This window comes from Nocardia sp. NPDC056564 (assembly GCF_042793755.1).
Taxonomy (GTDB): Bacteria; Actinomycetota; Actinomycetes; order Mycobacteriales; family Mycobacteriaceae; genus Nocardia.
Genome location: NZ_JBHTUR010000017.1, coordinates 161,800 through 188,006 on the forward strand (window position 1 = coordinate 161,800; position 26,207 = coordinate 188,006).

Below are 26,207 nucleotides of genomic sequence, written 5' to 3' on the forward strand. Positions count from 1 at the left end.
GAGCGCGGAATCGCTCGGCCGCGGGCGCCGGAACGGGCAACGCCGCCCGGTTCAGCTTGCCGCTGCTTCCCAGCGGGAATTCGGTCAGCTCGACCAGCGCGGTCGGCACCATATAGGCCGGGAGACGCTGCGCCACGGCGGCTTTGAGCGCGGCCCGATCGAGTTCCGCTCCTGCCGTGCGGACCACATAGCCCGCCAAGAAGTCGCCGGAGGTACCGGTGACGAGTCGTGCCGCGGCCTGGCTCACCTCGGGCGACGCCAGCAGCGCCGTCTCGATCTCGGCGAGCTCGATGCGCTGTCCGCGGAACTTCACCTGGAAGTCCGTGCGGCCCAGGTAGACCAGCTCGCCGTCCCGGCTCCAGCGCACCAGATCGCCGGTGCGGTACATGCGTTCGCCGCCAATCCCGAACGGATTCGCGACGAAGCGATCCGCGGTCAGGTCGACCCGCCCGTGATAGCCGCGCGCCAGCTGGTTGCCGGCCAGGTAGAGCTCTCCCGGCACGCCGATGGCCACCGGGCGCAGGCGCGCGTCCAGCACGAACACCTGAGAGTTCCACTCCGGCTCGCCGATCGGCACGACGGCGGTGTCGTCGGTGGTCACCTCGCGGTAGGTGATCGAGACCGCGGCCTCGGTGGGACCGTAGAGATTGTGCAGTCCGGCGTCGCTCACCGCCTGGAACGCGGCTGCCGTCTCCGGGGCGAGCGCCTCGCCGATGACGAAAACGTCTCGGAGGGAGTCGAGTTCGCCGGGCCGGGCCTGGGCGGCGAAGACGGAGAGCATGGCGGGCACGAAGTCGGTGAGTGTGACGCCTTGCTGCGCAATGGTTTCCGCGAGATAGCGCGGATCGCGGTGCCCGTCCGGTGCGGCGAGCAGCAGTGTCGCGCCCGCGCGCAGCGGGAGGAAGTATCCCCAGAGCGACACGTCGAAGGTGGTCGCCGTCTTCTGCAGGTAGATATCGCCGGTGCGTGGGCGATATTCGGCGTGCATCCAGGACAGTTGATTGGCAATGGCCCGATGACTGACCGACACACCCTTCGGCGTGCCGGTCGAGCCGGAGGTGAAGAGGACGTACGCGGGGTGCTCCGGGTGCAACGGGGCAAGCCGCTCGCGCTCGCTGATCTTGGCGGCGGAGTATGCCGACAACTCCAGCTCATCGACGTGGTGCACGGCCACCGTGGCGGGAACCGTTGCGGGAAGGATGAATCCGGCGGCCCGCGTGGTCAGGACGGAGTGCGGCCGGGCGGTATCGACAATGTGCCCGATCCGCTCGGCCGGATGCGCGGGATCCACCGGGACATATGCGCCGCCGGCCCGCGCGACCGCGTACATGGCGACGACCAGCTCGATCGAGCGCGGCATGGCCAGCAGCACCAGCGATTCCGGGCCCACGCCGGCATCGATGAGCAGCCTGGCCAGCCGGTTGGCTCGATCGGACAGCTCGGCATAGGTCAGCTGCGTCGAATCCGTCTGCACGGCTACGGCATTCGGTGTCCGCCGGACCTGATTGTCGAATCCCTCGTGCAGGAAGCGGTCGGGGACCTTGTGACCGCTCGCATTCCAGCTCGCGGTGACATAGTCGAGTTCGCCCGCGTCGAGCAGGGCGATGTCGCCGATGGGCTGCTGCGGTCGCGCCACCGCCGCGCGTAACAACCGCACCAGTTTGGCCGCGAACTCCCGTACCGTCGACGCGTCGAACAGGTCCGTCGCGTAGGTGAATTCGGCGCGGTAAGCGAGGTCGTCCGCCGAGATCGTCAGTTGCAGATCGAATTTGGCGAAGCCCGGATCGAAGTCGACCGGATCGGCGGTCAGGTCGGGCAGATCCGGTGTGACCCGGCCCAGGTTCTGCATGAACAACGCCACCTGGAACAGCGGGTGCCTGGCCTGGGACCGGGCCGGATTCAGCACCTCGACCAGGCGCTCGAACGGCAGGTCGGCGTGCGCGAACGCGCGCAGGTCGCGTTCGCGGGCCTGCGCGACCAGCTCGGCGAACGTGGCCGCGCCGTCGATCTCGGTGCGCAGCACCAGGGTGTTGACGAACATGCCGACCAGGTCGTCCAGCGCGGCGTCGCCGCGGCCGGCCACCGGCGTGCCGATCGCGATGTCGGTCGTCCCCGAGAGCCGGGCCAGCAGTGCGGCCAGCGCGGCGTGCAGAACCATGAACGGGGTCGCGTGACCGCGGGCCGCGACCTCGTCGATCGCCGCGCGCAGCTCGGCGTCGAGCCGGAACTCATGGGTCGCACCCCGATAGGACGCCCGCGCGGGACGCGGCCGGTCGGCGGGCAGATCCAACTGTGCGGGGAGATCGGCCAATTCGGTACGCCAGAACGCCAGCTGGCGGGCCGCCGCCGAATCCGGATCGGCCTCGTCGCCGAGCACGTGCCGCTGCCAGAGCGCGTAGTCGGCGTACTGCACCGCCAGCGGGGTCCAGCCAGGCGCGCGTCCGGCGCGGCGCGCGGCATACGCGGTGCCGAGGTCACGCACCAGCGGGCCCAGCGAGACGCCGTCGGCGGCGATGTGATGCACGACCAGCACCAGCGTGTGATCCGCCGGCCCGCAGCGCAAGAGGCGCACGCGGACCGGGATCTCCTCGGCGACATCGAACCCCTGCACCGCGGCCAGCCGAACCGCGGCCGCCAGCTCAGGCTCCGGAAGGTCGGACGGTGTCAGATCGAACACCGCGTGCACCCGGCGGATCAACTGTGCGGGACCGGCCACCGTGTGCGGATAGACGGTGCGCAGGACTTCGTGTCGCGCAACGAGATCGGTGATCGCCGCGGAGAGTGCGGCCACGTCCAGCTCACCGCGCAGCCGCAGAGCCACCGGAATGTTGTCCACCGCGGTGGTGTCGAACGCGCGGGCCGATTCCGCGTCGGTGCCGAATCGGTTCAGGAACCACATGCGCCGTTGCGGCGGCGACAGCGGAATATGCTCCGGCCGTGGCCCTGCCACCAGCGGCGGGCGATCGGTGCCATGCGGCGCCGACGCGGCGATCGCGCCCGCCGTCGGCCGATCGAAGAAGTCTCGGACATCGATGCTCACGCCGAGCGCGGTCGAGATGCGAGCGATGGCGCGAGCGGCGATGAGCGAATTGCCGCCCAGGGCAAAGAAATCGTCATCGACGCCGACCCGGTCGAGGCCGAGCAGGCCGGCGAAGATCTCGGCCACCGCCACCTCGGCGGTTGTCTCCGGGGCACGATAGACGGCTGCGGCAGCGCCGAATTCAGGTTCCGGCAGCGCACGACGATCCAGTTTGCCGTTGGCGTTCAACGGCATCGCGTCCAGCACCGTGATCAGTGACGGCACCATGTATTCCGGCAGCTCCCGCCGCACCGTGGTGAGCACGGCCACCGCATCGATGGCACCGCTGCCCACCACGTAACCGACCAGCTGCTCGCCGCCCCGATGCCGGTGCAGGACGACCGCCGCCTGCGTCACCGCCGGGTGCCGCAGCAGCGCCGCCTCGACCTCGCCCAGTTCGATCCGCAGGCCACGCAGCTTCACCTGGAAGTCGCTGCGGCCCAGATATTCCAGTTCATCCGGTCCACCGTCGCGACCGGCCACCCAGCGCACCAGGTCGCCGGTCCGGTAGATCCGCTCCCCCACGGGTCCGTCCGGACTCGCGACGAATCGCTCGGCCGTCAGACCCGGCCGCGCGAGGTAGCCGCGGGCCAGCTGCACACCGGCGAGGTAGAGCTCGCCCACCACGCCGGTGGGCACCGGGCGCAGATTGTCGTCGAGCACGAGCAGATCGGTGTCGTCCGCGGGTGTCCCGATCGGCACGCTGGTCACGTCGGCACCGGTGACCTCGTGGGCGGTCACGTCGACCGCGGCCTCGGTGGGGCCGTACAGGTTGTGCAGCGTCGCGCCGCTGACCGCGCGGAACGCGGCCGCGGTCGCCGCCGGAAGGGTCTCACCGGAGGCGAAGACCAAACGCAGTGAATCCACCGCCGCGTCCACCGCAGGCTCACCGGCGAACACCGCCAGCATCGAGGGCACGAAATGCGCTACGGTGACCCGGCTTTCGGCGATGAGCCGAGCGAGGTCCGCGGCGCTGCGGTGCGCGTCCGGTGCGGCGATGACCAGCCGGGCGCCGATGTGCAACGGCCAGAAGAACTCCCACACCGACACATCGAAGGTGAACGGCGTCTTCTGCAGGACGACATCGTCGGCCCGCAGCCGGTACCGGCGCTGCCGCCAGCGCAGGTTCGCCAGGATCGACCGATGCGAGACGGCGACGCCCTTCGGACGGCCGGTCGATCCGGAGGTGAAGATGACGTACGCGGTGTTGTCCGCGCTCAGCCGCGCGGCGGACGCGGCCGGTGATTCGCCGGAGGTACCGGTGAATTCGTCGATGTGCAGGGTTGCGACCGCACCTGACTCCGGTAGGTCGCGGGTCGTGGTGAGCACCAGCACCGGGCGCGCGACCTCGAGCACATAGGCGATCCGCTCGGCGGGGTGACCGGGATCGATCGGCACATAGGCACCGCCCGCCTTCAGGATCGCGTACATGCCGATCAGCAGGTCGAACGAGCGGCGAACGGCCAATCCCACCAGTGCTTCCGGGCCGACGCCCAGCGAGATCAGGTGGCGGGCCAGCGCATTCACCCTGCCGTCGAACTCGGCATAGGTCATGGTCGCGCCTGCGTATTCGAGGGCGATTGCGTCCGGAGTGCCGCGCACCTGCCGCTCGAATTCGCTGACCAGCGTCTCGACCGGCGGCTGCTCGACGGACAGCACGCTCCTGGCCGCGGCCAGCGCGTCGTCCAGCAACTCCGTCAACGCCGTGCCCAGCGCCCCGTCGGCCGAGTCGAGCAGCGCGGGCAGCTGATTCGACACCACCACCGGCACCAGTGCCTCGGCGCCCAGTCCGCCGCCCGTGGCTTCGGCCAGCAACGCCAACTCGTTGGCGAGCACCTCGTAGGTGACGGTCGTTCCGTCGTGGCGCACCGCGATGCGCTCCGGGTCGAGTCCGGCGACGGTCTCGATCAGCATCGGCAGATCGTCGACTCCGTAAGCACGGCGCAGCGCGGTATCGCCACCGAGCGCCGATCTGGTGCCGAGTCCATCGGGTGTCACCGAATCTGTGTGGGACATCAGCTGTTTCCTTCCGAATCGACTACCGACGCCGAGCCGGCGAGCACCGCACGCGCCGCGGCAGGCAGGGTCCGCAGCAAGGTCGCGAGACCGCCGCCGAGCGCGGCGAGCATGCCGGGGACCAACCCGGCGAGGGAGATATTGAGCAGGACTTCGGGTTCGGCCGCGGCGCCCATGGCCCGCGCGACGGCCGCCAGCTTCGCGTCGAGTTCGCGATAGGAGATCGCCCGATCACCGTGGGTGACGGCGATGGCGTCCGGGGCCACGTGCGCGGCGGCGGAGATGAGCGCGGGCAGATCCGCCGGGGCCGGCCGGGGTTGTCGTTCCGCCGCGGAGCGGATGTCGATCGCGCGGATCGCGATCGCGGGGTCGGCGGCGACCGCGGTCAATACCCGGGTCAACCGCGCGGCGAAGGAGCGAACGGTCGCGGCCTCGAAAATGTCTGTCGCGTAACCGAACCGCATGTTCAGGCCGGTACGGGCGCCATCGGCGGCGAACGCCTCGACCACGGTGAGCTGAAGGTCGAACTTCGCCTCGCCGAGGCCGAGGTCGAGGGCCTCGACCTCCAGGCCCGGGAGGGCAACGGGGCCGGCAGGCAGGTTCTGGAAGGTGAACAGGACCTGGAACAGCGGCGGGTAGGCGCCGGACCGCGGGCGGCCGATCGCCTCGACCACCTGCTCGAACGGGACGTCCGCATGGGACAGGGCCGCCCGGTCGCGCTCGTGTGCCCGGCGTAGCAGGTCGCGGAAGCCGGTGCGCGGGTCGACCTCGGTGCGCAGCACCACGGTGTTGACGAACATCCCGATCAGGTCGTCCAGTTCGCGGGCGCCGCGCCCGGCGACCGGGGCGCCGATGGTGATGTCGCTCGCTCCGGCGAGTTTGGCGAGCAGTACCGCGAAGGCCGCGTGCAGCACGGTGAACAGCGTCGTGTCGTGGTCACGGGCGAGTTCGTCCAGGCGGCGGGTGAGGTCGGTGGCGATGTCGAATTCGACGGTCCCGCCGTGCGGATCGCGGCGGGCGGATCGCGGCCGGTCGGTCGGCAGGGCCAGCAGCTCGGGTGCGCCGCCCAATTCGCGCTTCCAGTAAGCGAGTTGGCGCGCGGCGAGGCTGTCCGGATCCCGCTCGGAGCCGAGGAGCTCGTGCTGCCAGCTGCTGTAGTCCGCGTACTGGATCTCCAGGGGTGTCAAGTCGGGTGCTCGACCGGCCGATCGGGCGACATAGGCGCGCACCAGATCTCGGGTCATCGGTGCCACGGAGTATCCGTCGGCGCTGATGTGGTGCAGCACCACGACGAGCACGTGTTCCGCGGGGGCCACCGCGAACAGTGCCGCACGAACCGGGGGCGTCGCCGTGATGTCGAAAGCGACAGCGACGAATTCGGCGATGCGTCCCGCCAGGTCCGCCTGCGCCACCGATATCGGAGCGAGGTCGAAGGACAGGGCGCTGACCGGTAGTACCTCCTGCACCGGTCCGGCAGCCGTGTCCGGATACCGGGTGCGCAGGGCGTCGTGCCGGTTGCGGACGTCCTCGATCGCCGCGCTCAGCGCGGCCAGGTTCAACGCGCCGGTGAGGCGCAGTGCCAACGGGATGTTGTAGGCCGCGGAATCCGGGGCCAGCCGGTTGACCGCCCACATCCGTTGCTGTGCGGGCGACAATGCCGCGGGGGCCGGATCGGTCCGGCGCACCAGCGCCGGTCGTGCGTCGGCGCCATCCAGCGTCGTGAGGTGCGCGGCGAGCCCACCGACCATCGGTTCCTCGAATACCGCGGCGACCGGCACGTGCACGCTCAGCGCGGCGCTCAGTCGAGCGGCCAGGCGCGTGGCCATCAGCGAGTTGCCGCCCATGCCGAAGAAGTGGTCGTCGAGTCCCACGGTGCCGGTGCCGATCACCTCCCCGAAGGTGGCCGCGACCAGCTTTTCCAGCGCGGTGGCCGGAGCACGGAAAACCGCCTCGGCGAACACCGGTTCCGGCAGCCGGTTCCGGTCGACCTTCCCATTCGCGTTGAGCGGCAGCGCCGCCAGCACCACGACCGCGGCGGGAACCATGTAGGCAGGCAGCTCACCCGCGAGCGCGGCGCGCAGGCCGGACGCCAGATTCGCACGACGGACCGAATCATGCTCTGCCACGGCGACATACCCGATGAGCCGAGTACCCGCGCGCTCGTCCTCCGTGGCCACCGCGACGGCGGCCCGCACCCCTGGCTGCCTGCGCAGCACGGTCTCCACCTCGCCGAGCTCGATCCGGAATCCGCCGATCTGCACCTGGAAGTCCGCGCGCTCCAGGTATTCGAGCGTCCCGTCGGCACGCCAGCGCACGATGTCGCCGGTCCGGTACATCCGCCCAGCGGCGTAGGGATCGGCCACGAACCGGTCCGCGGTCAGGCCGGGACGGTGCTGGTAACCCCGGGCCAATTGCGTTCCGGCCAAATACAGCTCACCCGCGACGCCCACCGGGACCGGCCGCAGTCGCGCGTCGAGCACGTAGGTCCGGCTGTTCCAGGCGGGAGAACCGATCGGCACCGTGTGCACCGGGTCGGTATCCACCGCATAGGCCGTGATCGACACCGCGGCCTCGGTGGGACCGTAGAGATTGACCAGCCGCGCCGACGTGCGCTGCCGGAACTCGATCGCGGTCGCCTGCGGCAAGGCCTCGCCGATGGCGAGCACCTGCCGCAGGGCGGCAGGCAGTGCGGGAGCGGCCGCCAGCAGCATCCCGATCAGCGAGGGAACCGCGTGCAGGATCGTGACGCCGTGCCGTTCGATGAGGTCGCGTAGTCGATCCGGATCTCGTTCCGTGCCCGGCTCGGTGATGATCAGGCGGCCGCCGGTCACCAAGGGGGACCAGAACTCCCAGACCGACAGGTCGAAGGTGGCGGGGGTCTTCAGCAGCACCCGGTCCGCCGGACCCTGCGCGAAGGTGGCGCTCAGCCAGCCCAGTTGGTTCACGATCGCCGCGTGCGGGATTGCCACGCCCTTCGGCCGACCGGTCGAGCCGGAGGTGAAGATCACGTAGGCCGGATGGCCGGGACGCAGCGGGCGGATGCGGTCCGCGTCAACGATCGCGGTAGCTGCCGTGCCGCTGAGATCGAGACGGTCCACCGCCCAAGTGGGGATGGAGGTTTCGATCGGCAGGCCGTCGCGCGCGGTGGTCAGGATCGCCACCGGGGCCGCGGTATCTACGCTGTAGACAATGCGCTCCGCCGGGTGGTCGGGGTCGATCGGAACGTACGCGCCGCCCGCCCGGATCACGGCATACATGGCGACGACCAGATCGACCGAACGCCGCATCGCGAGCACCGTCGTCGTCTCCGGACCGACGCCGATCGCGATCAAGCGGCGCGCCAGACGATTCACCCGCGCGTCGAACTCCGCGTAGGTGAGTTCGGCTCCGGTCACCGCATCGATCAAAGCCGGTGCCTGTGGTGATCGCCCGACCTGCGCATCGATCAGGTCCGCCAACGTCACCGCCTCGACCGGATACGCGGTGTCGTTCCAGTGGTGCAGCACCCGATTCCGCTCGACGCCGAGCACATCGATATCGCCGACGACGACTTCGGGGTGCGCCACCACGGATTCGAGCAGGCGACGCAGCTGCGCGACGATCCGCTCGGCAGTCTCGGCGTCGAACAGGTCGGTCGCGTAGCCGAGGGCCAGATCGATACCCGCGGGCGTCCCGGCCGCGCCGTAGTGATCGACGGCGAACAGGTGCAGGTCGAATTGCGCTACCTCGCTGTCGAATTCGAGCTCCCGCACCTCCAGGCCCGGCAGCTCGACGGTGCCGCGCGCATGATTCTGGAACGAAAGGCCGACCTGGAACAGCGGATGCCGCGCCGTCGATCGGGTGGGGTTGAGTACCTCGACCAGTCGCTCGAACGGCACGTCCGCGTGCGCGAACGCCGCGACGTCCACGGCGCGCACGTGCCGCAGCAACGCATCGAACGGCGCACTGGTCGCGACCCGGGCGCGCAAGACCAGCGTGTTGACGAACATTCCGATGACGTCGTCGAGTTCGGCCACGCCGCGCCCCGCGATCGGTGTGCCGACGGCGATATCCTCGGTGCCGGACAACCGCGCGAGCAGGGCCGCGAAGGCCGCGTGCACCACCATGAACAGCGTGGCGCCCTGCTTGCGGCCGAGTGCGACGAGATCGGTGTGCAGCCGCGCGTCCACCGCGAACCGGATCTGCCTGCCGCGCAGGCTCTGCCGGGCCGGGCGCGGATGGTCCGTCGGCAGCGTCAGCTGGTCGGGCAGGCCGGACAGGGTGTCCGACCAGTACCGGAGCTGCTGCGCACCCACCGATTCGACCTCGTCCTCGGCACCGAGCAGGGCGTGCTGCCAGAGCGCGTAGTCCGCGTACTGCACGGCGATCGGTGGCCAGCCGGGCGCACGCCCGTCCAATCGTGCGGTGTACGCGACCAGCAGATCGCGCACCAATGGCACGACCGATGATCCGTCCGCGGCGATGTGGTGCAGGACAGCGGCCAGGACGAACTCGCCGCTGCTCGTCCCGTTATCGCTGCGGACCGGGTCAGCGACACGGAACAGGCGCATCCGCACAGGCACTTCGGTCGTGACATCGAAGGCGGTGCCGACCAGCTCCCGGATACGCTGCGGCAGCACCGATTCGGCCACTTCGACCGGCAGCAACGCTGGAACAACTTGAGCGGCAGGCAGAATCAGCTGCACCGGCGCGCCGTCCCGCTCCGGATAGCGGGTGCGCAGCGATTCGTGCCGGCCGATCACGTCGCCGACGGCCGCCCGCAGCGCCGCGACATCCAGCTCCCCGGACAGCCGGAGGGCAAGCGGGATGTTGTAGGCGACAGACTTTCGATCGAATCGGTTCAGGAACCACATGCGCAGCTGTGCGGGCGACAGCGGGATCCCGTCCGGGCGGGCGCCGGCCATCAGCGCGGGCCGGGCAGTGCCTGCGGTGGCGCTCACGAGGGCGGCGAGATCCGCGACCCGGGGCGCTTCGAACAGGGCGCGAACGCCGACCGTTCGATCCAGCGCGGCACCGATCCGCGCGACCGCCTTGGCCGCCAGCAGCGAGCTGCCGCCGAGGGCGAAGAAGTCGTCATCGGCACCCACCGTCGCGTCCGAACCGAGCACCTCGGCGAAGATCGTGGCCACGACCTGCTCGGCCATGGTGGCCGGGCGGCGATAGCCGGTCGACTCGAAGACCGGTGCGGGCAACGCGGCGCGGTCGAGCTTGCCGTTGACCGTCAACGGGATTCGCGCCACCCGGACGATCGCGGCGGGCACCATGTGGTCCGGCAGCCGATGTGCGAGGGCTTGCCGCAGTGCGGTGAGGTCGAGGTCTGCGTCGGTCACCGCGTAGGCGACGATGCGCGGCTCGTCGACCAGGTCGGTGCGCACGACCACCGCCACCTCGCGAATCGCGGGATCGTCGAGCAGCGCGGCCTCGATCTCGCCGAGTTCGATGCGGAAACCGCGCAGATTGACCTGCTGGTCGGCGCGACCGAGGTACTCCAGGTCACCGTCTGCGGTCCAGCGGGCGAGGTCACCGGACCGGTAGGCCGGTGCACCGTTGGCGGAATAGGGGTCGGCGATGAATCGGCCGGCGGTCAGCGCCGGGCGGCCGAGGTAGCCGCGCGCGAGTTGCCCACCGCAGACATAGATCTCACCGGGCACGCCGACCGGCACCGGACGCAGCCGGTCGTCGAGGACCCGAATGGCCAATCCCGGTATCGCACCGCCGATTACGCTGGCCGATCCGGCATCCGCCGGGATGGGGCGGTAGGACACGTGCACCGTGGTCTCGGTGATGCCGTACATGTTGACCAGGCGCGGACCGTCCGGATGACGGTCGAACCATCCGGCCAGGCGCTGCGGCTCCAGGGCCTCACCGCCGAAAATTACTTGGCGCAGCGCGAATTCGGCGGCGTCCTGCGCCGCGAGGTCGGCGGCGATCAGCTGATAGAACGCCGACGGCGTCTGATTGAGCACGGTGATCCGCTCCGCGATCAGCAGTTCGCGGAACTGCTGCGGCGAGCGGGAGGTGTAGTAGTCGACCATGACGAGGGTGCCGCCGTGCAGCAGCGCACCCCACAGTTCCCACACCGAGAAGTCGAAGGCATAGGAGTGGAACATCGTCCACACATCCGCCGGGCCGAAATCGAACTGGCTCCGGGTGTTGTCGAGCAGGCGCAGTACGTTGCGATGCGGGACGACAACGCCTTTGGGCTTCCCGGTGGAGCCGGAGGTGTAGATGACATAGGCGACCTGGGCGGGATGCAGAGGTGCGCGCCGGTCGGAATCGGTGACGGCCGAGCCGTCGCAGATCGTCGACGGCGTCTCGTCGAGGTCGATCACCGGCCCGCCGAACCAGCCGCGCGCCAATTCGGTTGCTCCGCCGGTGATCGCGCAGATCGGGCGGGCGTCGTCCAGGATGTACTCGATGCGGTCGGCGGGATAGTTCGGATCGATCGGGAGATACCCGGCGCCCGCTTTGACCACGGCGAGCAGCGCCACGACCAACTCAGCGGAGCGGGGCAACGCCACCGCGACCAGCGTTTCCGGGCCGACGCCCGCGGCGATCAGCCTGCGCGCCAGACGATTGGACCACTCGTCGAGTTCGGCGTAGCTCAGCGTGCGCGCACCGGCCCGAACCGCGTCCGCCGTCGGATCCCCCGCGGCGACCTGCGCGAAACGATCCGCGAGCGTGCCGACCGCCGCCGCGTCCGCGCCGGTGCTCGCCCATTCGTACAGCGCCCGATGCTGCTCCTCGGCACTGAGCAATTGGATGTCGCCGAGCACCACGGTCGGGTCGGCCGCGATCGCGGCCAGCACCTGCGTGAATCGGCGGCCGAGCACCGCGATCGTCTCGGCATCGAAAAGGTCGGTGGCGTAGGTGATCTCGATGTCCATGCCGTCCGCCCGCCCACCCCGATCGATCGCCTCGACCACCGTGAATTGCAGATCGAACTTGGCCGCCGCGGCGTCGAATTCGCAGAGTTGGGCGCCCAGTCCGGCCATCTCCAACCGGGGCAGGGCGAAGTTCTGGAAGGTCAGCGCCACTTGGAACAGGGGGTGGCGGCTCTGGGCACGGGCCGGGGCGAGCACTTCCACGAGGCGTTCGAACGGGACATCTACCCGCGACAACGCATCGATGTCCTGGTCCCGGACGGTATCCAGCAGGGTCTCGAACCGGGTCCTGGAGTCGACCTGGGTGCGCAGCACAAGGGTGTTGACGAACAGGCCGACCAGGCGATCCAGCGCGGCGACGCCGCGACCGGCCACCGGGGTGCCGATCGCGATGTCCGTGCTGCCGGAGAGCCGGGCGAGCAGCACCGCGAGTGCGGCGTGCACGGTGCTGAACAGGGTGGTCTCGCGTTTGCGGGCCAATTCGCCGAGCTCGCTGTGCAAGTCGGAGTCGATCCGGAACCGATGCGTGGCACCGCGATGCGAGGCCACCGCCGGGCGCGGCCGGTCCGCGGGCAGGTCGAGTTGTTCGGGCAGGCCGTCGAGGGTCTGCCGCCAGTAGTCGAGTTGGTAGTCCTGGTGCGCGAATTCGGCCTGCCACAGGGTGTAGTCGGCGTACTGCACCGGCAGCGCGTCCCACGTCGAGGGTACGCCTGCCCGCCTGGCCGCGTACGCGGTCATCAGATCACCGGACAGCGGGTCCAGCGAGAAGCCGTCCGCTGAAATGTGGTGCAGCACAATCGCCAGCACGTGATCATCGGCGGAGAGGGCGAACAGTGCCGCGCGCATCGGAGTTTCGCGCGTGAGATCGAAGGGGACAGCCGCCAGCGTGCTGAGCCGGTCGGCCACGGCATGCTCGGCGATCCGCTCGGCCTGCAGATCCGGGATCGCCTGGGCCGCCGGGATAATCACCTGCTCGGGACCATCGGGGCTGTCGGGATAGACGGTGCGCAACGTCTCGTGCCGCCGCACCACGTCGCCGAGCGCGGCGTTCAGTGCGCCGATATCGAGGGGGCCGGTCAGGCGGAGCGCGACGGGAATGTTGTCGACGGCATCGCCGGGACCGGACTGCTCGTCCGCCAGGAACCGGTTGAGAAACCACATGCGCTGCTGGGCAGGCGAGAGCGGGATCCGCGCGGGCCGGGGTCGCGGCTGTAGTGCCGCACGGCCGCCGGCACCGCGCTGAGCTTCGGCGTGGACGGCCAGCGCGGCTACCGTCGGCGCGTCGAACAACGCGCGCACGGGGAGGTCCGCGTCCATGGCGACGCCGAGCCGGGCCGCCACCCGGGTGGCGGTCAGCGAGTTGCCGCCGAGGGCGAAGAAGTCATCGTCCAGGCCGACGCGCTCCGCACCGAGGAGATCGGCGTAGATGCCCGCGACCAGTCGCTGCACCGGGGTAACCGGTGCGCGGAACTCGGCGATCTCGAATGCCGGTGCAGGCAGCGCCGTTCGGTCCAGCTTGCCGGACGAGTTGACCGGCAGTTCATCGAGCAGGATATAGACCGCAGGCACCATGTAGGCCGGAAGACGCTCGGCGAGAGCGGCTTTCACCGCCGCGCTATCGATGGCCGCGCCCGTGGCCGCCACGAGGTACGCGACCAGCCGATCGCCCGCCGCGTCGTCGGCACGGAGCACGACGACCGCCTGTGCGATCTCCGCCAGCCCGATGAGGGCGTTCTCGATCTCGCCGAGCTCGATGCGCTGACCACGCAGCTTCACCTGGAAGTCGGTGCGGCCCAGGTATTCCAGCTCTCCGGCCGCCGTCCAGGTGACGAGGTCACCCGTGCGGTACATCCGTGCGCCGGCGGCGAAGGGGTTCGCCACGAAGCGAGCACCGGTCAGATCCGGCCGTCCGATATAGCCGCGAGCCAGCTGACCGCCCGACAGGTAGAGCTCACCCGCGACGCCTATCGGCACCGGACGAAGGCGCGAATCCAGTACGTGCGCCTGGGTGTTGAATACGGGCGCGCCGATGGGCACCGTGTCCGCGTCCAGGTCGACGACCTCGTGCGCCGTCACGTCGACCGCGGCTTCGGTCGGCCCGTAGAGATTGTGCAACGTCGCACCGGTCAACTCGCGCAACCGGTGCGCGGGCCTCGGCGGCAACACCTCCCCCGAAGCGAACACCAGGCGTAGCGAATCACAGCGCGCCGCTGCGCGTTCGGCGACGAACACCGCCAGCATCGACGGCACGAAATGCGCGACCGTCACCCGCGCACCGCTGATGAGCCCAGCGAGATAGGCCGGATCACGATGCCCGTCCGGTCTGGCGACAACCAGGCGGGCACCGATCTGTAAGGGCCAGAAGAACTCCCACACCGACACGTCGAAGGTAGCGGGCGTCTTCTGCAACACCACGTCGGTGTCGTGCAGGCGATACTCGGCCTGCATCCAGGTGAGACGGTTGACGATGGCGGCGTGCGCGACCGCGACACCCTTCGGCCGACCGGTCGATCCGGACGTGAAAATGACGTACGCGACGTTCGACGGACGCAGCGGCGCACGACGATCCGCGTCGGTCACCGGCGACGCCGAGTAGTGAGCTAGGTCGAGACGGTCGATCGCTACCGCGGCGGTCTGTCCCGCGTCGACATCGTCGCGCCCCGTCGTCAGCACACACACCGGTCGCGCGGTATCGAGCACGTAGCGGGTGCGCTCGGCCGGATGATCCGGATCCAACGGCACATAGGCACCACCGGCGACGCTCACCGCGTACATGCCGACAACCAGGTCGATCGACCGGCGCAGGCCGAGGGCGACCAGCGAATCCGGTCCGACGCCCAGCGAAATGAGGTGACGGGCAAGACGATTGACCTCAGCCGAGAACTCGGCGTAGGACCGGCTCACACCCTCGAACGTCACGGCGACCGCGTCCGGTGTCCGGGCCACCTGCGCGTCGAACATCGACACCAACGTCGCCGACTCGTCCACCGCATGCGCGGTGTCGTTCCAGGTGCTCAGCAGTGCCCGTTCGCCGGCGATCAGCAGATCGATGTCCCCCACGGCCGTCGCCGGGTCCGCGACGACCGCGTCGAGCACACGGTGCAGGCGGGCCGCGAGCCGCGCGACCGTCGCCGCATCGAACAGATCCGTCGCGTATTCGAGCACCGCGCCGAGGCCGTCCGTGCCCGCTTCGGTCACGGTCAGCTGAAGGTCGAACTTCGCTGTGTTCGTGTCGATCTCGATCCGCGCTGCCTCGAGCCCGGCCAGCTCGATGGACTCCGGCGCGGCGTTCCGGAAGTCGAGCATGACCTGGAACAGCGGGTGCCGCGCCGCCGATCGTTGCGGCCGCAGCACCTCCACCAGTCGTTCGAACGGCACGTCGGCGTGCGCGAACGCGGCCAGGTCGGCATCCCGAACAGCGGCGAGCAGCGCCGTGAACGACAGCTCGGGCCGTACCCGGGCACGCAGCACCAGGGTGTTGACGAACATGCCCACCAGGTCGTCCAGCGCTCGGGCGCCGCGCCCGGCCACCGGCGTACCGATCGCAATATCCTGCTGCCCGGCAAGTCTCATCAGCAACGTCGCGAAGGCGGCGTGCACCACCATGAACAGCGAGGCGTTCGCGGCCTCGGCGATCCCCCGTAACCCCCGGTGCGTCGCCGCATCGATGGTGAAGGCATGACGGGCACCACGACCCGATGCGGTCGGCGGACGTGGGCGGTCGGTGGGCAGGGTCAACACGTCCGGCACTCCGTCGAGCTGGGTCGACCAGTACCGGATCTGAGCGGCCAGCGGCGACTCCGGATCGTCCTCGGCGCCCAATATCTCGCGCTGCCACACGGTGTAGTCGGCGTACTGCACCGGCAGCGGCGCCCAGTCCGGTTCCGTCCCGGCGCGGCGAGCCGCGTAGGCCCGCATGAGATCTCGGGTCATGACCGCGATGGACCAGCCGTCGGCACTGAGGTGGTGCATCGCGACGATCAACACGTGCTCGTGGGAACCGGTGTGCAACAGGGTCAGTCGAACCGGCGGTTCCCGGTCCACCTGGAATGGTGTCGCCGCGGCGGCGTCGAGCCGCCCGGCGAGTTCGGTCGCCTCGATCCGCTCGGGCTCCAGGACGACGGACACCTCGTCGACCGCCGACACCTCCTGGCGCGGAATGCCTTCGGCCGCCGGATAACTGGTGCGCAACGCCTCATGCCTGGCGAACACATCGTTGACCGCCGCCGCCAATATCGAGTAGTCGAGCACGCCACGCAGTCGAACGGCGGCCACCAGGTTGTTCGCCACCGAGCCTGCGTCGAACTGGTGCAGGAACCACATCCGCTGCTGCGCGTACGACAACGGCACGTGCGCCGGACGCACCGACGCCGTCGGTTCGCGCCGTGCGGTGCCCGGACCCGAAGCGGCCAGGTGCGCCGCCAGCGGTCCGACGACCGGGTATTCGAACAGCATCCGCACCGGCGCGTCGACCTTCAGCTCCGCGGCGAGGCGGGCCGCGATCTGCGTGGCGACCAGCGAATTCCCGCCGAGTGCGAAGAAGTCGTCGTCCAACCCCACCTGGTCGAGCCCGAGTACCTGACCGAAGATCTCGGCGACGATCCGTTCGGCAGCGGTGACCGGTGCCCGAAACACCTTGGCGGCAAGCACCGGATCCGGCAGCGCCTGCCGATCCAGCTTGCCCGAAGCGGTCAACGGCATCGCGGCCAGCGACACGTAGGCGGTCGGCACCATGTACGAGGGCAGCACAGCGCGCAACCGTGCCTCGATCGCCGACTCAGCCAACCCCGTCACCACATACGCGACGAGCAATTCACCTGCCGGGTGGGCGAATACCCGCACTGCCGCCGCGCGCACCTCGGCCATGGCCAGCAGCGCGGCCTCGATATCGCCCAGCTCGATCCGTTGCCCACGCAGCTTCACCTGGAAGTCGCTGCGCCCCAAGTACTCCAGCGCGCCGGCACGGTTCCGCCGAACGAGATCCCCGGTGCGATACATCCGCGCCCCGGCCGGCCCGTACGGATTCGCCACGAACCGTTCGGCACTCAGGTCCGGGCGTCCGTGATAGCCGCGCGCCACCTGGACACCCGACAGATACAGCTCACCGATCACGTTGTCGGGCACCGGACGCAGCCGAGCGTCGAGGACCAGCGCGTGGCTGCCGAGCACCGGGCCACCGATCGGCACCGGCCCGTGCACCGTCGGGTCGACCGGCGCGTGCGTGGCATGCACGGTGAATTCCGTCGGACCATAGAGGTTGTACAGCTTCGCGCGGCTGACCGCCGCGAACGCCGCGGCGGCCGCACCGGTCATCGCCTCACCGGCAACGAATACGGTGCGCAACGACCGGAGCGCGGCGGCCGGGGCGGCAGCGGCGAACACGGACAGCATCGACGGCACGAACGACGTCATCGTGACCCCGTGGGTAGCGATGACATCCGCGAGATAGGCACTGTCCCGATGCCCGTCGTGTTCCGCGACCACCACCCGGGCACCCCTGGCCAGCGGCGCGAACAGCTCCCACACCGACACGTCGAACGTCGCGGGCGTCTTGAACAGCACGACGTCGCGCGGCCCGATGCCGTATTCGCCCGTGATCCAGGCGATCTGGTTCGCCGCCGAAGCGTGCTGAACCGCCACGCCTTTCGGCCGACCGGTCGACCCCGACGTGAAGATGACATACCCGGTGTTCGCCGGCCGCAGCGGCGCTCGCCGGTCCGCATCGGTCACCGGCGCGCTCGAATACCCGGAGTAGTCCAGGGCATCGACCACGATGGCACCCCGCTCCCCCGCCCACCCGTCGACGGATCGGGTCAGCACGCAGACCGGCCGAGCCGACGCGACGACCTGCTCGATCCGTGCGCTCGGCTGATCCGGATCGACCGGCACGTACGCACCGCCCGCGGTCAACACCGCGTAGGCCGCGACCACCAGCTCGGTTGACCGGCGCAGGCCAAGCACCACAAGCGCTTCCGGCCCGACGCCGGCCTCGATCAGCGCCCGCGCCAGCCGGTTGACATCCGCCGCCAGCTCCGCGTACGTCAGCGCACGCGCACCCTCGACGACCGCGATCGCGTCCGGCGTCCGCCGCACCTGCGCTTCGAAGGCCATGAGCAGGGTGCCGTCGCCGGCCTGCCGGGTATCGCGCCCGCAGTCGATGGCCCGGCGCGCGCCCGCGGCATCGAGCAACGGCAGATCGCCAACCCGGATGCCGGGGTCGTCGATGATCGCCCGCAGAAATCGCACGAAGCACTGCGCGTAGGCGGCGATGGTGGGTTCGTCGAATAGATCCGTGGCGTAGGTGAATTCCGCCCGGATCCCCGCCGGTGCCGAACCTTCCCTGAGTCCGGCACCGGCGAAGCCTTCCGTGACCGCCGAGCGTGCGGCAACCTCCGAGCTTCCGGTCACCGTCGCTTGCTCGGTCACCGTCAGCAGGAGGTCGAACTTGGTCACTCCGGTATCCAGAGTACTGGTCAGCACCGACATGTCGGGCAGTTCGAACGTGATTGCCTCCGCATTGTCGAAGGCGAGCATTACCTGAAACAACGGATGCCGTGCTTGCGAGCGTGCCGGGTTGATGGCCTCGACTAGCTGCTCGAACGGGAGTTCGGCGTGTCCGAGGGCGGCGAGGTCGGCTTCGCGGACCCGGGCGAGCAGGGTCGCGACGGGGTCGGCGAAGTCGATCATGGTTCGCAGCACCAGCGTGTTGACGAACATCCCGACCAGGTCGTCCAGCGCCCGGTCGCCACGCCCCGCGACGGGGGTGCCGATCACGATGTCGGTGCTGCCGGACAACCGCGCCAGCAACGCCGCCAGCGCGGCATGCAGCACCATGAACGCCGAAACACCGTGGGCGCGGGCAAGGTCCGCGAGGCCGGCCTGCACCGGGCCGGGCAGGTCGAAGCCGAACACCGCGCCCCGCCCGGAACTCACCGCGGGGCGCGGCCGGTCGGCGGGCAGGTCCAGCTGGTCCGGCGCGCCGGCCAGTGTTTCGGTCCAGAACGCCAACTGGCCGGGATAGGCCGGTGATTCGAGCAGCTCCCGCTGCCAGAGGCTGTAGTCCGCGTACTGCACGGGCAGCGGCGGCCGATCCGGGGCGACGCCCTGCTGCCGGGCGGTGTAAGCGATCATCACGTCGCGCGCGAGCACCCGCAGCGAAAGTCCGTCGGCGGCGATATGGTGCAGCACCAGCGCCAACGCGCAGCTGCCGTCGTCCAGGACGAACACCCGCGCCCGGATCGGGATCTCGCGTTCCACGTCGAAGCCGCGCGCCGCGAAGGCGGCCAGCTCGGCGTCGAGTTCGGCCGCGCCGATCGATTCGGGTGCCGCGCTCACGGCGGCGACCGACAACACCACCTGCCGCGCGGCGGCGCCGGCGGCCTCACCGGGCAGCAGCGCGGGAAAGATCGTGCGCAGCACCTCATGCCGCGCGACGACATCGTCGAGCGCGCGACGCAGCGCCGGGATATCCACCGCGCCGCGCAGCCGGACCACGAGCGGCATGTTGTACGCCGCGCCCGCCTGCTCGAATCGGTTCAGGAACCAGATCCGTTGCTGCGCGGGTGAGAGCGGAACCAGCGGCGGCCGTGGCCGTGCCCGCAGCTGCGCGACCACAGGCGCGCCGCCGGATCCACCCGCCCGCTCGATCAGTTCGGCGAGGCCGGACACCGTGGTAGCGGTGAACACCTCGCGAACCCCGAGCAGGCAGCCGAGGTCGGTGCCGAGCCGGGCGGCGACCTGCGTCGCCACCAAGCTGTTGCCACCGAGGGCGAAGAAGTCGTCGGTGCGGCCGACCCGCGCGCAGCCGAGCACCTCGCCGAACACGCGGGCCACCGCCTGTTCGGTGGGCGTCGTCGGCGCGTGATACTCGGCGCTCGACCGGGCCGGGGCCGGCAACGCGGCGCGGTCCAGCTTGCCGGAGGCGGTGACCGGCAGGGCGTCGAGCACCACGTAGGTCGCGGGCACCATGTACCCGGGCAGCGCACGCGTCGCGGCCGCGCGCAGCTGCGCGGAATGCACGGTCCCCGGCTCGGATTCGACGACGTACGCGACGAGTTGCTCGCCGACCCCGGCGTCGTCGCGCACCACGACCACCGCGCGGACCACCGAATCGACCGTGCCGAGCACGGATTCGATCTCCCCGAGCTCGATGCGCAGTCCGCGCAGCTTCACCTGGAAGTCGGTGCGGCCCAGGTATTCGAGCTGCCCGCGGGTGGTCCAGCGGACCAGATCGCCGGTGCGGTACATGCGGCCGCCGGTCGCGGGCCCGCCGAACGGATCGGCGACGAAGCGCGCCGCGGTCAGGCCCGGCTGTGCCACGTAACCCCGGGCGAGCTGTACCCCCGACAGATACAGCTCACCCGGCGCCCCGACCGGAACCGGCCGCAGCCGCGAATCGAGGACATAGAGCCGGGTATTGAATACCGGCGCGCCGATCGGCACCGAGAGGGTATCGGCATCGACCACTTCGTGAAAGGTCACGTCGACCGCGGCCTCGGTCGGACCGTACAGGTTGTGCAGGCGGGCGCCGGTCGACACCCGCAGCCGCTGGGCGAGCGCGGCGGGCAGCGCCTCACCGGAGGCGAACACCGAGCGCAGCGTGCTCCGGCGGGCGAAGTCGTGATTCGCCAGGAACACCTCCAGCATGGATGGCACGAAATGCGCTGTGGTGACGCCGTACTCGGCGATCAGCGCGCGGAGGTAGGCCGGATCGCGGTGGCCCTCGGGATGCGCGAGCACCAGTGTCGCGCCGATCTGCAACGGCCAGAAGAACTCCCAGACCGAGACGTCGAAGGTTGCCGGAGTCTTCTGCAACACAACGTCTTCGGCGCTCAGCCGGTAGGTGCTCTGCATCCAGACGAGCCGGTTCACGATCGCCTGATGGGTGATCGCCACCCCCTTCGGCAGCCCGGTGGAGCCGGAGGTGAAGATCACATACGCGGGGTGTTCCGAACGCAGCGCGGCGGTGCGCTCGCGATCCCACACGCGGCCCGCGGGGCCGGTCGCCCCGAGCTCGTTCAGCCGGAGCACCGGTGCCGCGGCGACCACGTCGTCCTCGGTGATCAGCACACACGTCGGGCGGGCGCGGTCCAGGATGTGCGCGGTGCGCTCGGCCGGATGGTCCGGGTCCAGCGGCACGTAGGCGGCGCCGGCCGCGAGGATCGCGTAGATCGCGACCACGAGTTCGGGTGAGCGCCGAATGTGCAGCGCGACCAGGGTCTCCGGCCCGGCGCCCCGCGCGATCAGGTGCCGCGCCAGTTGGTTACTGCGCGCGGACAACTCGGCGTAGGTCAGATCCGCCGCGCCCGGGTATCGCACGGCGACCGCGTCCGGGGTGCGTGCCGCCTGCGCTTCGAACATCGCGACCAGCGTGGCCCTGGGCGCGGCGCCCGAGCAGCGATCCGACAGCACCGCGTCCACGTCGAAGGCGGTGGCGTTCCAGATTCGGGTGCTGACCTCGAGCTCCAGCTCGGTCGCGACCGGGACCTCGCTCATCGGCGTGGTCGCGTCGGTGACGAGCAACCGTTCGAGATAGCGGAGGAAGCGGGCGTGGTGCCTGGCGATGTCGTCGGCGGTGTAGAGATTCGGGTTGGCCTCGAAATCCACGTGCACGCCGTCGCGTTCGCCGTAGTAGACGTTCAGGCTGAGGTCTTCGACCGGGCCGGTGGACAGCACGCGGTAGTAGCCGACCGTATCGCCGAGGGTCAGATCGTTGCGGAACAGCATGATGTTGGCCAGCGGTCCGAACAGCGCGCGGCCCGCCGAGCCGCCGGCCTGCTCGGCGTCGCGCCGGATGTCCTCGTGGCGGTAGCGCTGGTGGCGCAGCGCGCCGGTCACCTCGACCCTGGTCGCGCGCAGCAGCGCACCCCAGGTGGTCGCGCCGATCGGCAGCCGCAGCGGCACGATGTTCGACAGCATGCCCGCCGAGCGCCGCAGCGCCGCCGTGGTGCGCGCGGTGACCGGGAGGCTGAGCACCGCCTCGTCCCGATCGGCCAGCCGGGCGAGGTAGCCGGCGAACGCGGCGAGCAGCACCACCGCGGGCGTCGAATCCTGGCTTTCGGCAAGCAAATTCAGCCGGGACACCTGGGTCTGCGACAGTGGCCGACCGGCGATCAGGTTGCTCGCTGCGCGCGCCGCGGTGCGTCCGTCGAGGCTGGTCGCACCGTCCAGCCCGGCGACCCGTTCGGCCCAGTGCGTGCGGTCGGCCGCCCGGCGGGCGCTGCCCAGGTAGTCGAGTTCGCCGGTGACCAGGTCCACCAGCGCGCTCGGCCGCACCGGTCCAGGTTCGGTGCCGCGCAGTCGCGCGGTGTACAGCTCGGCGATCCGCATCATGTTGGTCAGGGCGCCGTATCCGTCCAGCACGATGTGATGCACCCGCAGATACCAGAAGTACCGATGCTCGGCGATCCGCAGCACCGCGCCCGCGAACAGCCGATCGGTCAGCAGGTCGACCGGCGTGCTCGCGTCGGCGCGCATCCATTCGTGCGCGGCGCGTTCGGGATCGGGCCGGGTGCGCAGGTCGAGCAGCGGAATGTCGATCGAGAGCGCCGGGTCGACGCATTGATACGGCACACCGCCGGATTCGCCGAGCCGCACGATCACCGATTCGTACTCGCGGCCCGCCTCGGCCGAGACCTGTTGCAGCAGGGCGGCATCCAGCTCGCCGCGCACGTCGACGTACTGCGCGATATTGATCGGCACGTCCGGATCGAGCAGCTGCGCGTACCAGACGCCGAGCTGAGCGGGGCTGAGCGGAAACGATGCGGGGACCGCGGCCGCCGGCGGCCGCGCACTGAACCGGCCCAACTCCGTACCGTGCACCAGAGCCTCCTAGATTGGCGAAAAAACAGCTGGCCGAATGGTTTTGGGCAGCGCGAATAAGCCATGGCAGGGCGGGCCGAGCCCGAATGCATGGCATCGACCAGCACAGGCGATTCAGTGAATGCGCGTAACGCGAAGCGTCAGCGCGAGTTCCGACAGATTTCCCGCCGTCGGCCCAACTCTTGCTCGTTCCTCCAACTTCACTGCCGCTCGGCGGGCGTCGCGGCCATGTCGGTTACATCACACGAAGCTGATCCGTGCAGTGCGAACATTAGGCGCTCGGTTAATAAAAAGGAACTATTTCCCTTAAAAACTTCTGGTCACTTGTCCAGTGCTACTACCAGCGCCGACGCGGCCAGACAGAAGTGTGTGCGCGACCACATCACGGCCGCGTTTGTGAGCTACCACACGTTCGGAAGTGCAGACTATGAGCCGGAACGTTGCATCCACGTTGCATCGGCGCCGAGGCGGCGATCGAGCACCCGGATCTTGGCCTCGATCTGCGCATACAGGGGCGAATCACGATCGACCGTCGCCCGGTAGGCGGCCCACGCGGCGGCGTCGTCGCGGCCCTCGGCACCCGCGGTCCAACGGCGCAGCACGCCGGAATCACCGGAACTCAGGACCGCGGTGCGCAGCCGCACCCGCAGCTCGTCGCGAATGTCGATAATTCCCGGCGCGGTCGAGCGCGGGAGTACCGGTCCGGCATAGAGCCGCAATGCCGCATCGACATCACCGGAGTCGAGCGCGGCCCGCAGCGCCTCCACATCGGTTGCGACATGGACGCGCAAACGGTAAGGGCGCGAACCGAATACGGTCGGGCCGACCACGCTGCGCAGGCGGGACACCGCGGCCCGGATGGTGCCGTTGTCCAGATCCGTGTCGTCCAGCAGCAGCGCGAGGTGATCGGCGCCGAGGCCCTCCAGGTGTTCGGTGAGCAGCAGCAGGATCTCGGCGTGCCGCTGCGACAACGGAACCCGGTCACCCGCCACGCTCAGTTGCGGCTGCCCGAGACCGAGCACCTCCAGACCGAGCCGGCCCGACGCCGGGGCGTCCAGCGCCTGGCCGCCCGGCGCGCCGTGCCGGGTCGAACGCATGGCGGCCAGCAGCAGATCCATCTCCGCGGCCGTCGCGGCGGCCTTGACCAGGGCGAGGATCTCCGGCTGGGCGACCCGCACGCCGCCCGCGATCATCAGCACGCCGACCAGCCTGCCGTCCGGATCGTGGACCGGCGCGGCGGCTCCGGTGATCAGATGCATCCGGTGCAGGAAGTGCTCGGGACCGTGGATCCAGGCGGCCCGGCCGGTGCGCACCACCATGCCGACCGCGTTGGTGCCGATGCGGCGCTCGCTCAGATCGTCGCCGGCCCGCAATCCGATCTCCGCGGCGGCACCGACCTGATCCGGATTGCCGTGCACGGACAGCACCCGGCCGAACTGATCGGCGACCACGACGATCAAACCCGTTCTGGCCGTGTCCTGTACGAGAAGTTTGTCGATCAGCGGCATCAGCGTGGCGATCGGATGCGCCTCGCGATAGCGCTGCAGATCGGCGCCGCGCAGACCGCGCCCGTCCAGCGGATCGAGCGGATCGACGCCGCCGCGCACGCTGCGCAACCAGGATTCGAGCACGGCAGGGCGCAACAATCCGGCAAGCTGGGTAAGCTGATCGCCACCCGCGCTAAGGTATCCGTGGGCTTGCGCGGCATAGGCCTCGAGCGCGCCGAGTTGCGTGCCGGGCTCGACGCCGTGCTGTGGGTGCCGCCCACCTGCAATGTTGCTGACCATTTGCCTTTCTTTCCGACCCAAACTGTACCGGCGGCTATACCGCGACAAGGGCGGATGCCTGCGTTTGTCCGCCAGGTCACACCGTGTTTGTACCCCGCACAAATGTGACCTATCCGTCTTCCACATCACCGCCCGAGGTAGTCCGCCACGTTTTCCGCGATCATCACCGTGCTCGCCTGCGGCCCGCGGCTCAGCGGCACCGGAACGACGGAGAGATCGACCACCGACAAGCCGGTCACCCCGTGCACCCGGCACAACTCGTCCACCACCGCCCGATCGTCGGCGGCGGGCCCCATTCGGCAGGTTCCGGACAGGTGTTGCGAGGTAGCCAGATTCGCGCGCAGCCAGGCGGCGGCGGCTTTCGGCCGCTGCGGCACCGGATCGGTGACCGGTTGCGCGGACATCCGGTGCAGCACCTGCGCCGCCGTCGCGACGGCGGCACGCAGCCGGGTCCGATCGTGCTCGGCCGAGAGGTACCGATGCTCGATCACCGGTGGCACAGCGGGGTCGGCCGAGCGCAGGCGCAGCACGCCCGCGGACCGTGGGCGCATGAGGGCGACACCGAGGCGTTGCACGCCTGCGCGGAAAGCGACCGTGTACGGCCGGATCTCGATGTCGTCCAGCTCCAGCACGTATTCCAGTGGGACGGTTGCCTGTTCGCCGACATCGAGCCGGTATTCGAGGCCGATCTCCGGGTGGTCGGTGAACCAGGCGCCGACCGGCGCGTCCTGGACCACCGGGATATCCAGGGCCCGAAGGTGGTCGGCGGTGCCGATACCGGAACGCAGGAGCAGCGCGGCGGATTCGATCGCGCCCGCGCTGAGCACGATGCGGTCGGCCAGGATGGTTTCGGTCCGGTTCTCCTGCACTACGTCGACGCCGATGGCGTGTGCGCCGCGAAAACGGATGCGTAGCACCGAGGTCGCGCCCTCAACGGTGAGGTTCGGCCTGGACAACGCGGGCAGGAGATATCCGGACGCCGCGCTGACCCGCTTACCGTCCTCGATATTGCACGGCACCGCGCCTAGGCCGACGACCGCACCTTGCGCGTCGTTCAGATCGGGAATCGCCGGAAAGCCCAGTGCGGCACAGGCACTCGCGAACCGCTGACTGGACGCAACGGGATTCGCGCTGCGGCGCACCGGAATCGGGCCGGATCGCCCGTGCCACGGGCGATCGCCGAAGTCCAGGTCGCGCTCCGAACGGCAGTAGGCGAGCAGCGCCGCATCGAACGACCACAGCTTCGACGGACCGAGCTCGCCGCTCCACGCCGCGAAGTCCGCGGCGGTGGCCCGCACGAAATAACCGCCGTTGACCGCGCCGGAACCGCCGATCACCCTGCCGCGCACGATGTTCGCGCTGACCGCGACGCCGTCGTCGGCCAGCGTGACCGGATAGCGCCACAGCCAGGACGCGTCCGCGCCGACCGGCAGGCGGGTGGCGTCGAGCAGCTCCGCCGGAAATCCCGCCGGCGCGCGCCACATCGGCCCGGCCTCCAGCAGTCGGACGGTGTGGTCCGGATTCTCAGTCAGCCGCGCCGCGAGCACGCAGCCCGCGGTACCGCCGCCGACGATGAGCGTGTCGGTCATCCGAACCCTGTCCGATCAATGTGACCGCGCC

Annotated in this window: 4 protein-coding genes (1 of these 4 running past the window's edge); all 4 read right to left on the reverse strand. The window is 69.9% G+C overall.

From position 1 onward, the window contains the following. Positions 1-5,095 carry the beginning of a non-ribosomal peptide synthase/polyketide synthase gene (locus ACFQ9K_RS33370; protein WP_378713678.1) on the reverse strand. 20,159 nt of this gene lie to the left of the window's left edge, so only the first 5,095 of its 25,254 coding nucleotides appear in the window; its start codon is at positions 5,093-5,095; its stop codon lies beyond the left edge, outside the window. Beyond that, complete coding sequence (locus tag ACFQ9K_RS33375) at positions 5,095-22,800, reverse strand: non-ribosomal peptide synthase/polyketide synthase (RefSeq protein ID WP_378713679.1); 17,706 nt, start codon at positions 22,798-22,800, stop codon at positions 5,095-5,097. The genes ACFQ9K_RS33370 and ACFQ9K_RS33375 overlap by 1 nt, the downstream gene beginning before the upstream one ends. Positions 22,801-23,225: 425 nt before the next feature. After that, positions 23,226-24,587: a GAF domain-containing protein gene (locus tag ACFQ9K_RS33380; RefSeq protein WP_378713681.1), complete on the reverse strand. Its 1,362-nt coding sequence runs from the start codon at positions 24,585-24,587 to the stop codon at positions 23,226-23,228. Between the two features lie 125 nt (positions 24,588-24,712). Then, positions 24,713-26,176, reverse strand: coding sequence for a mycofactocin system GMC family oxidoreductase MftG (mftG, locus tag ACFQ9K_RS33385; RefSeq protein ID WP_378713683.1), 1,464 nt, complete (start codon positions 26,174-26,176; stop codon positions 24,713-24,715). Positions 26,177-26,207 lie beyond the last annotated feature (31 nt).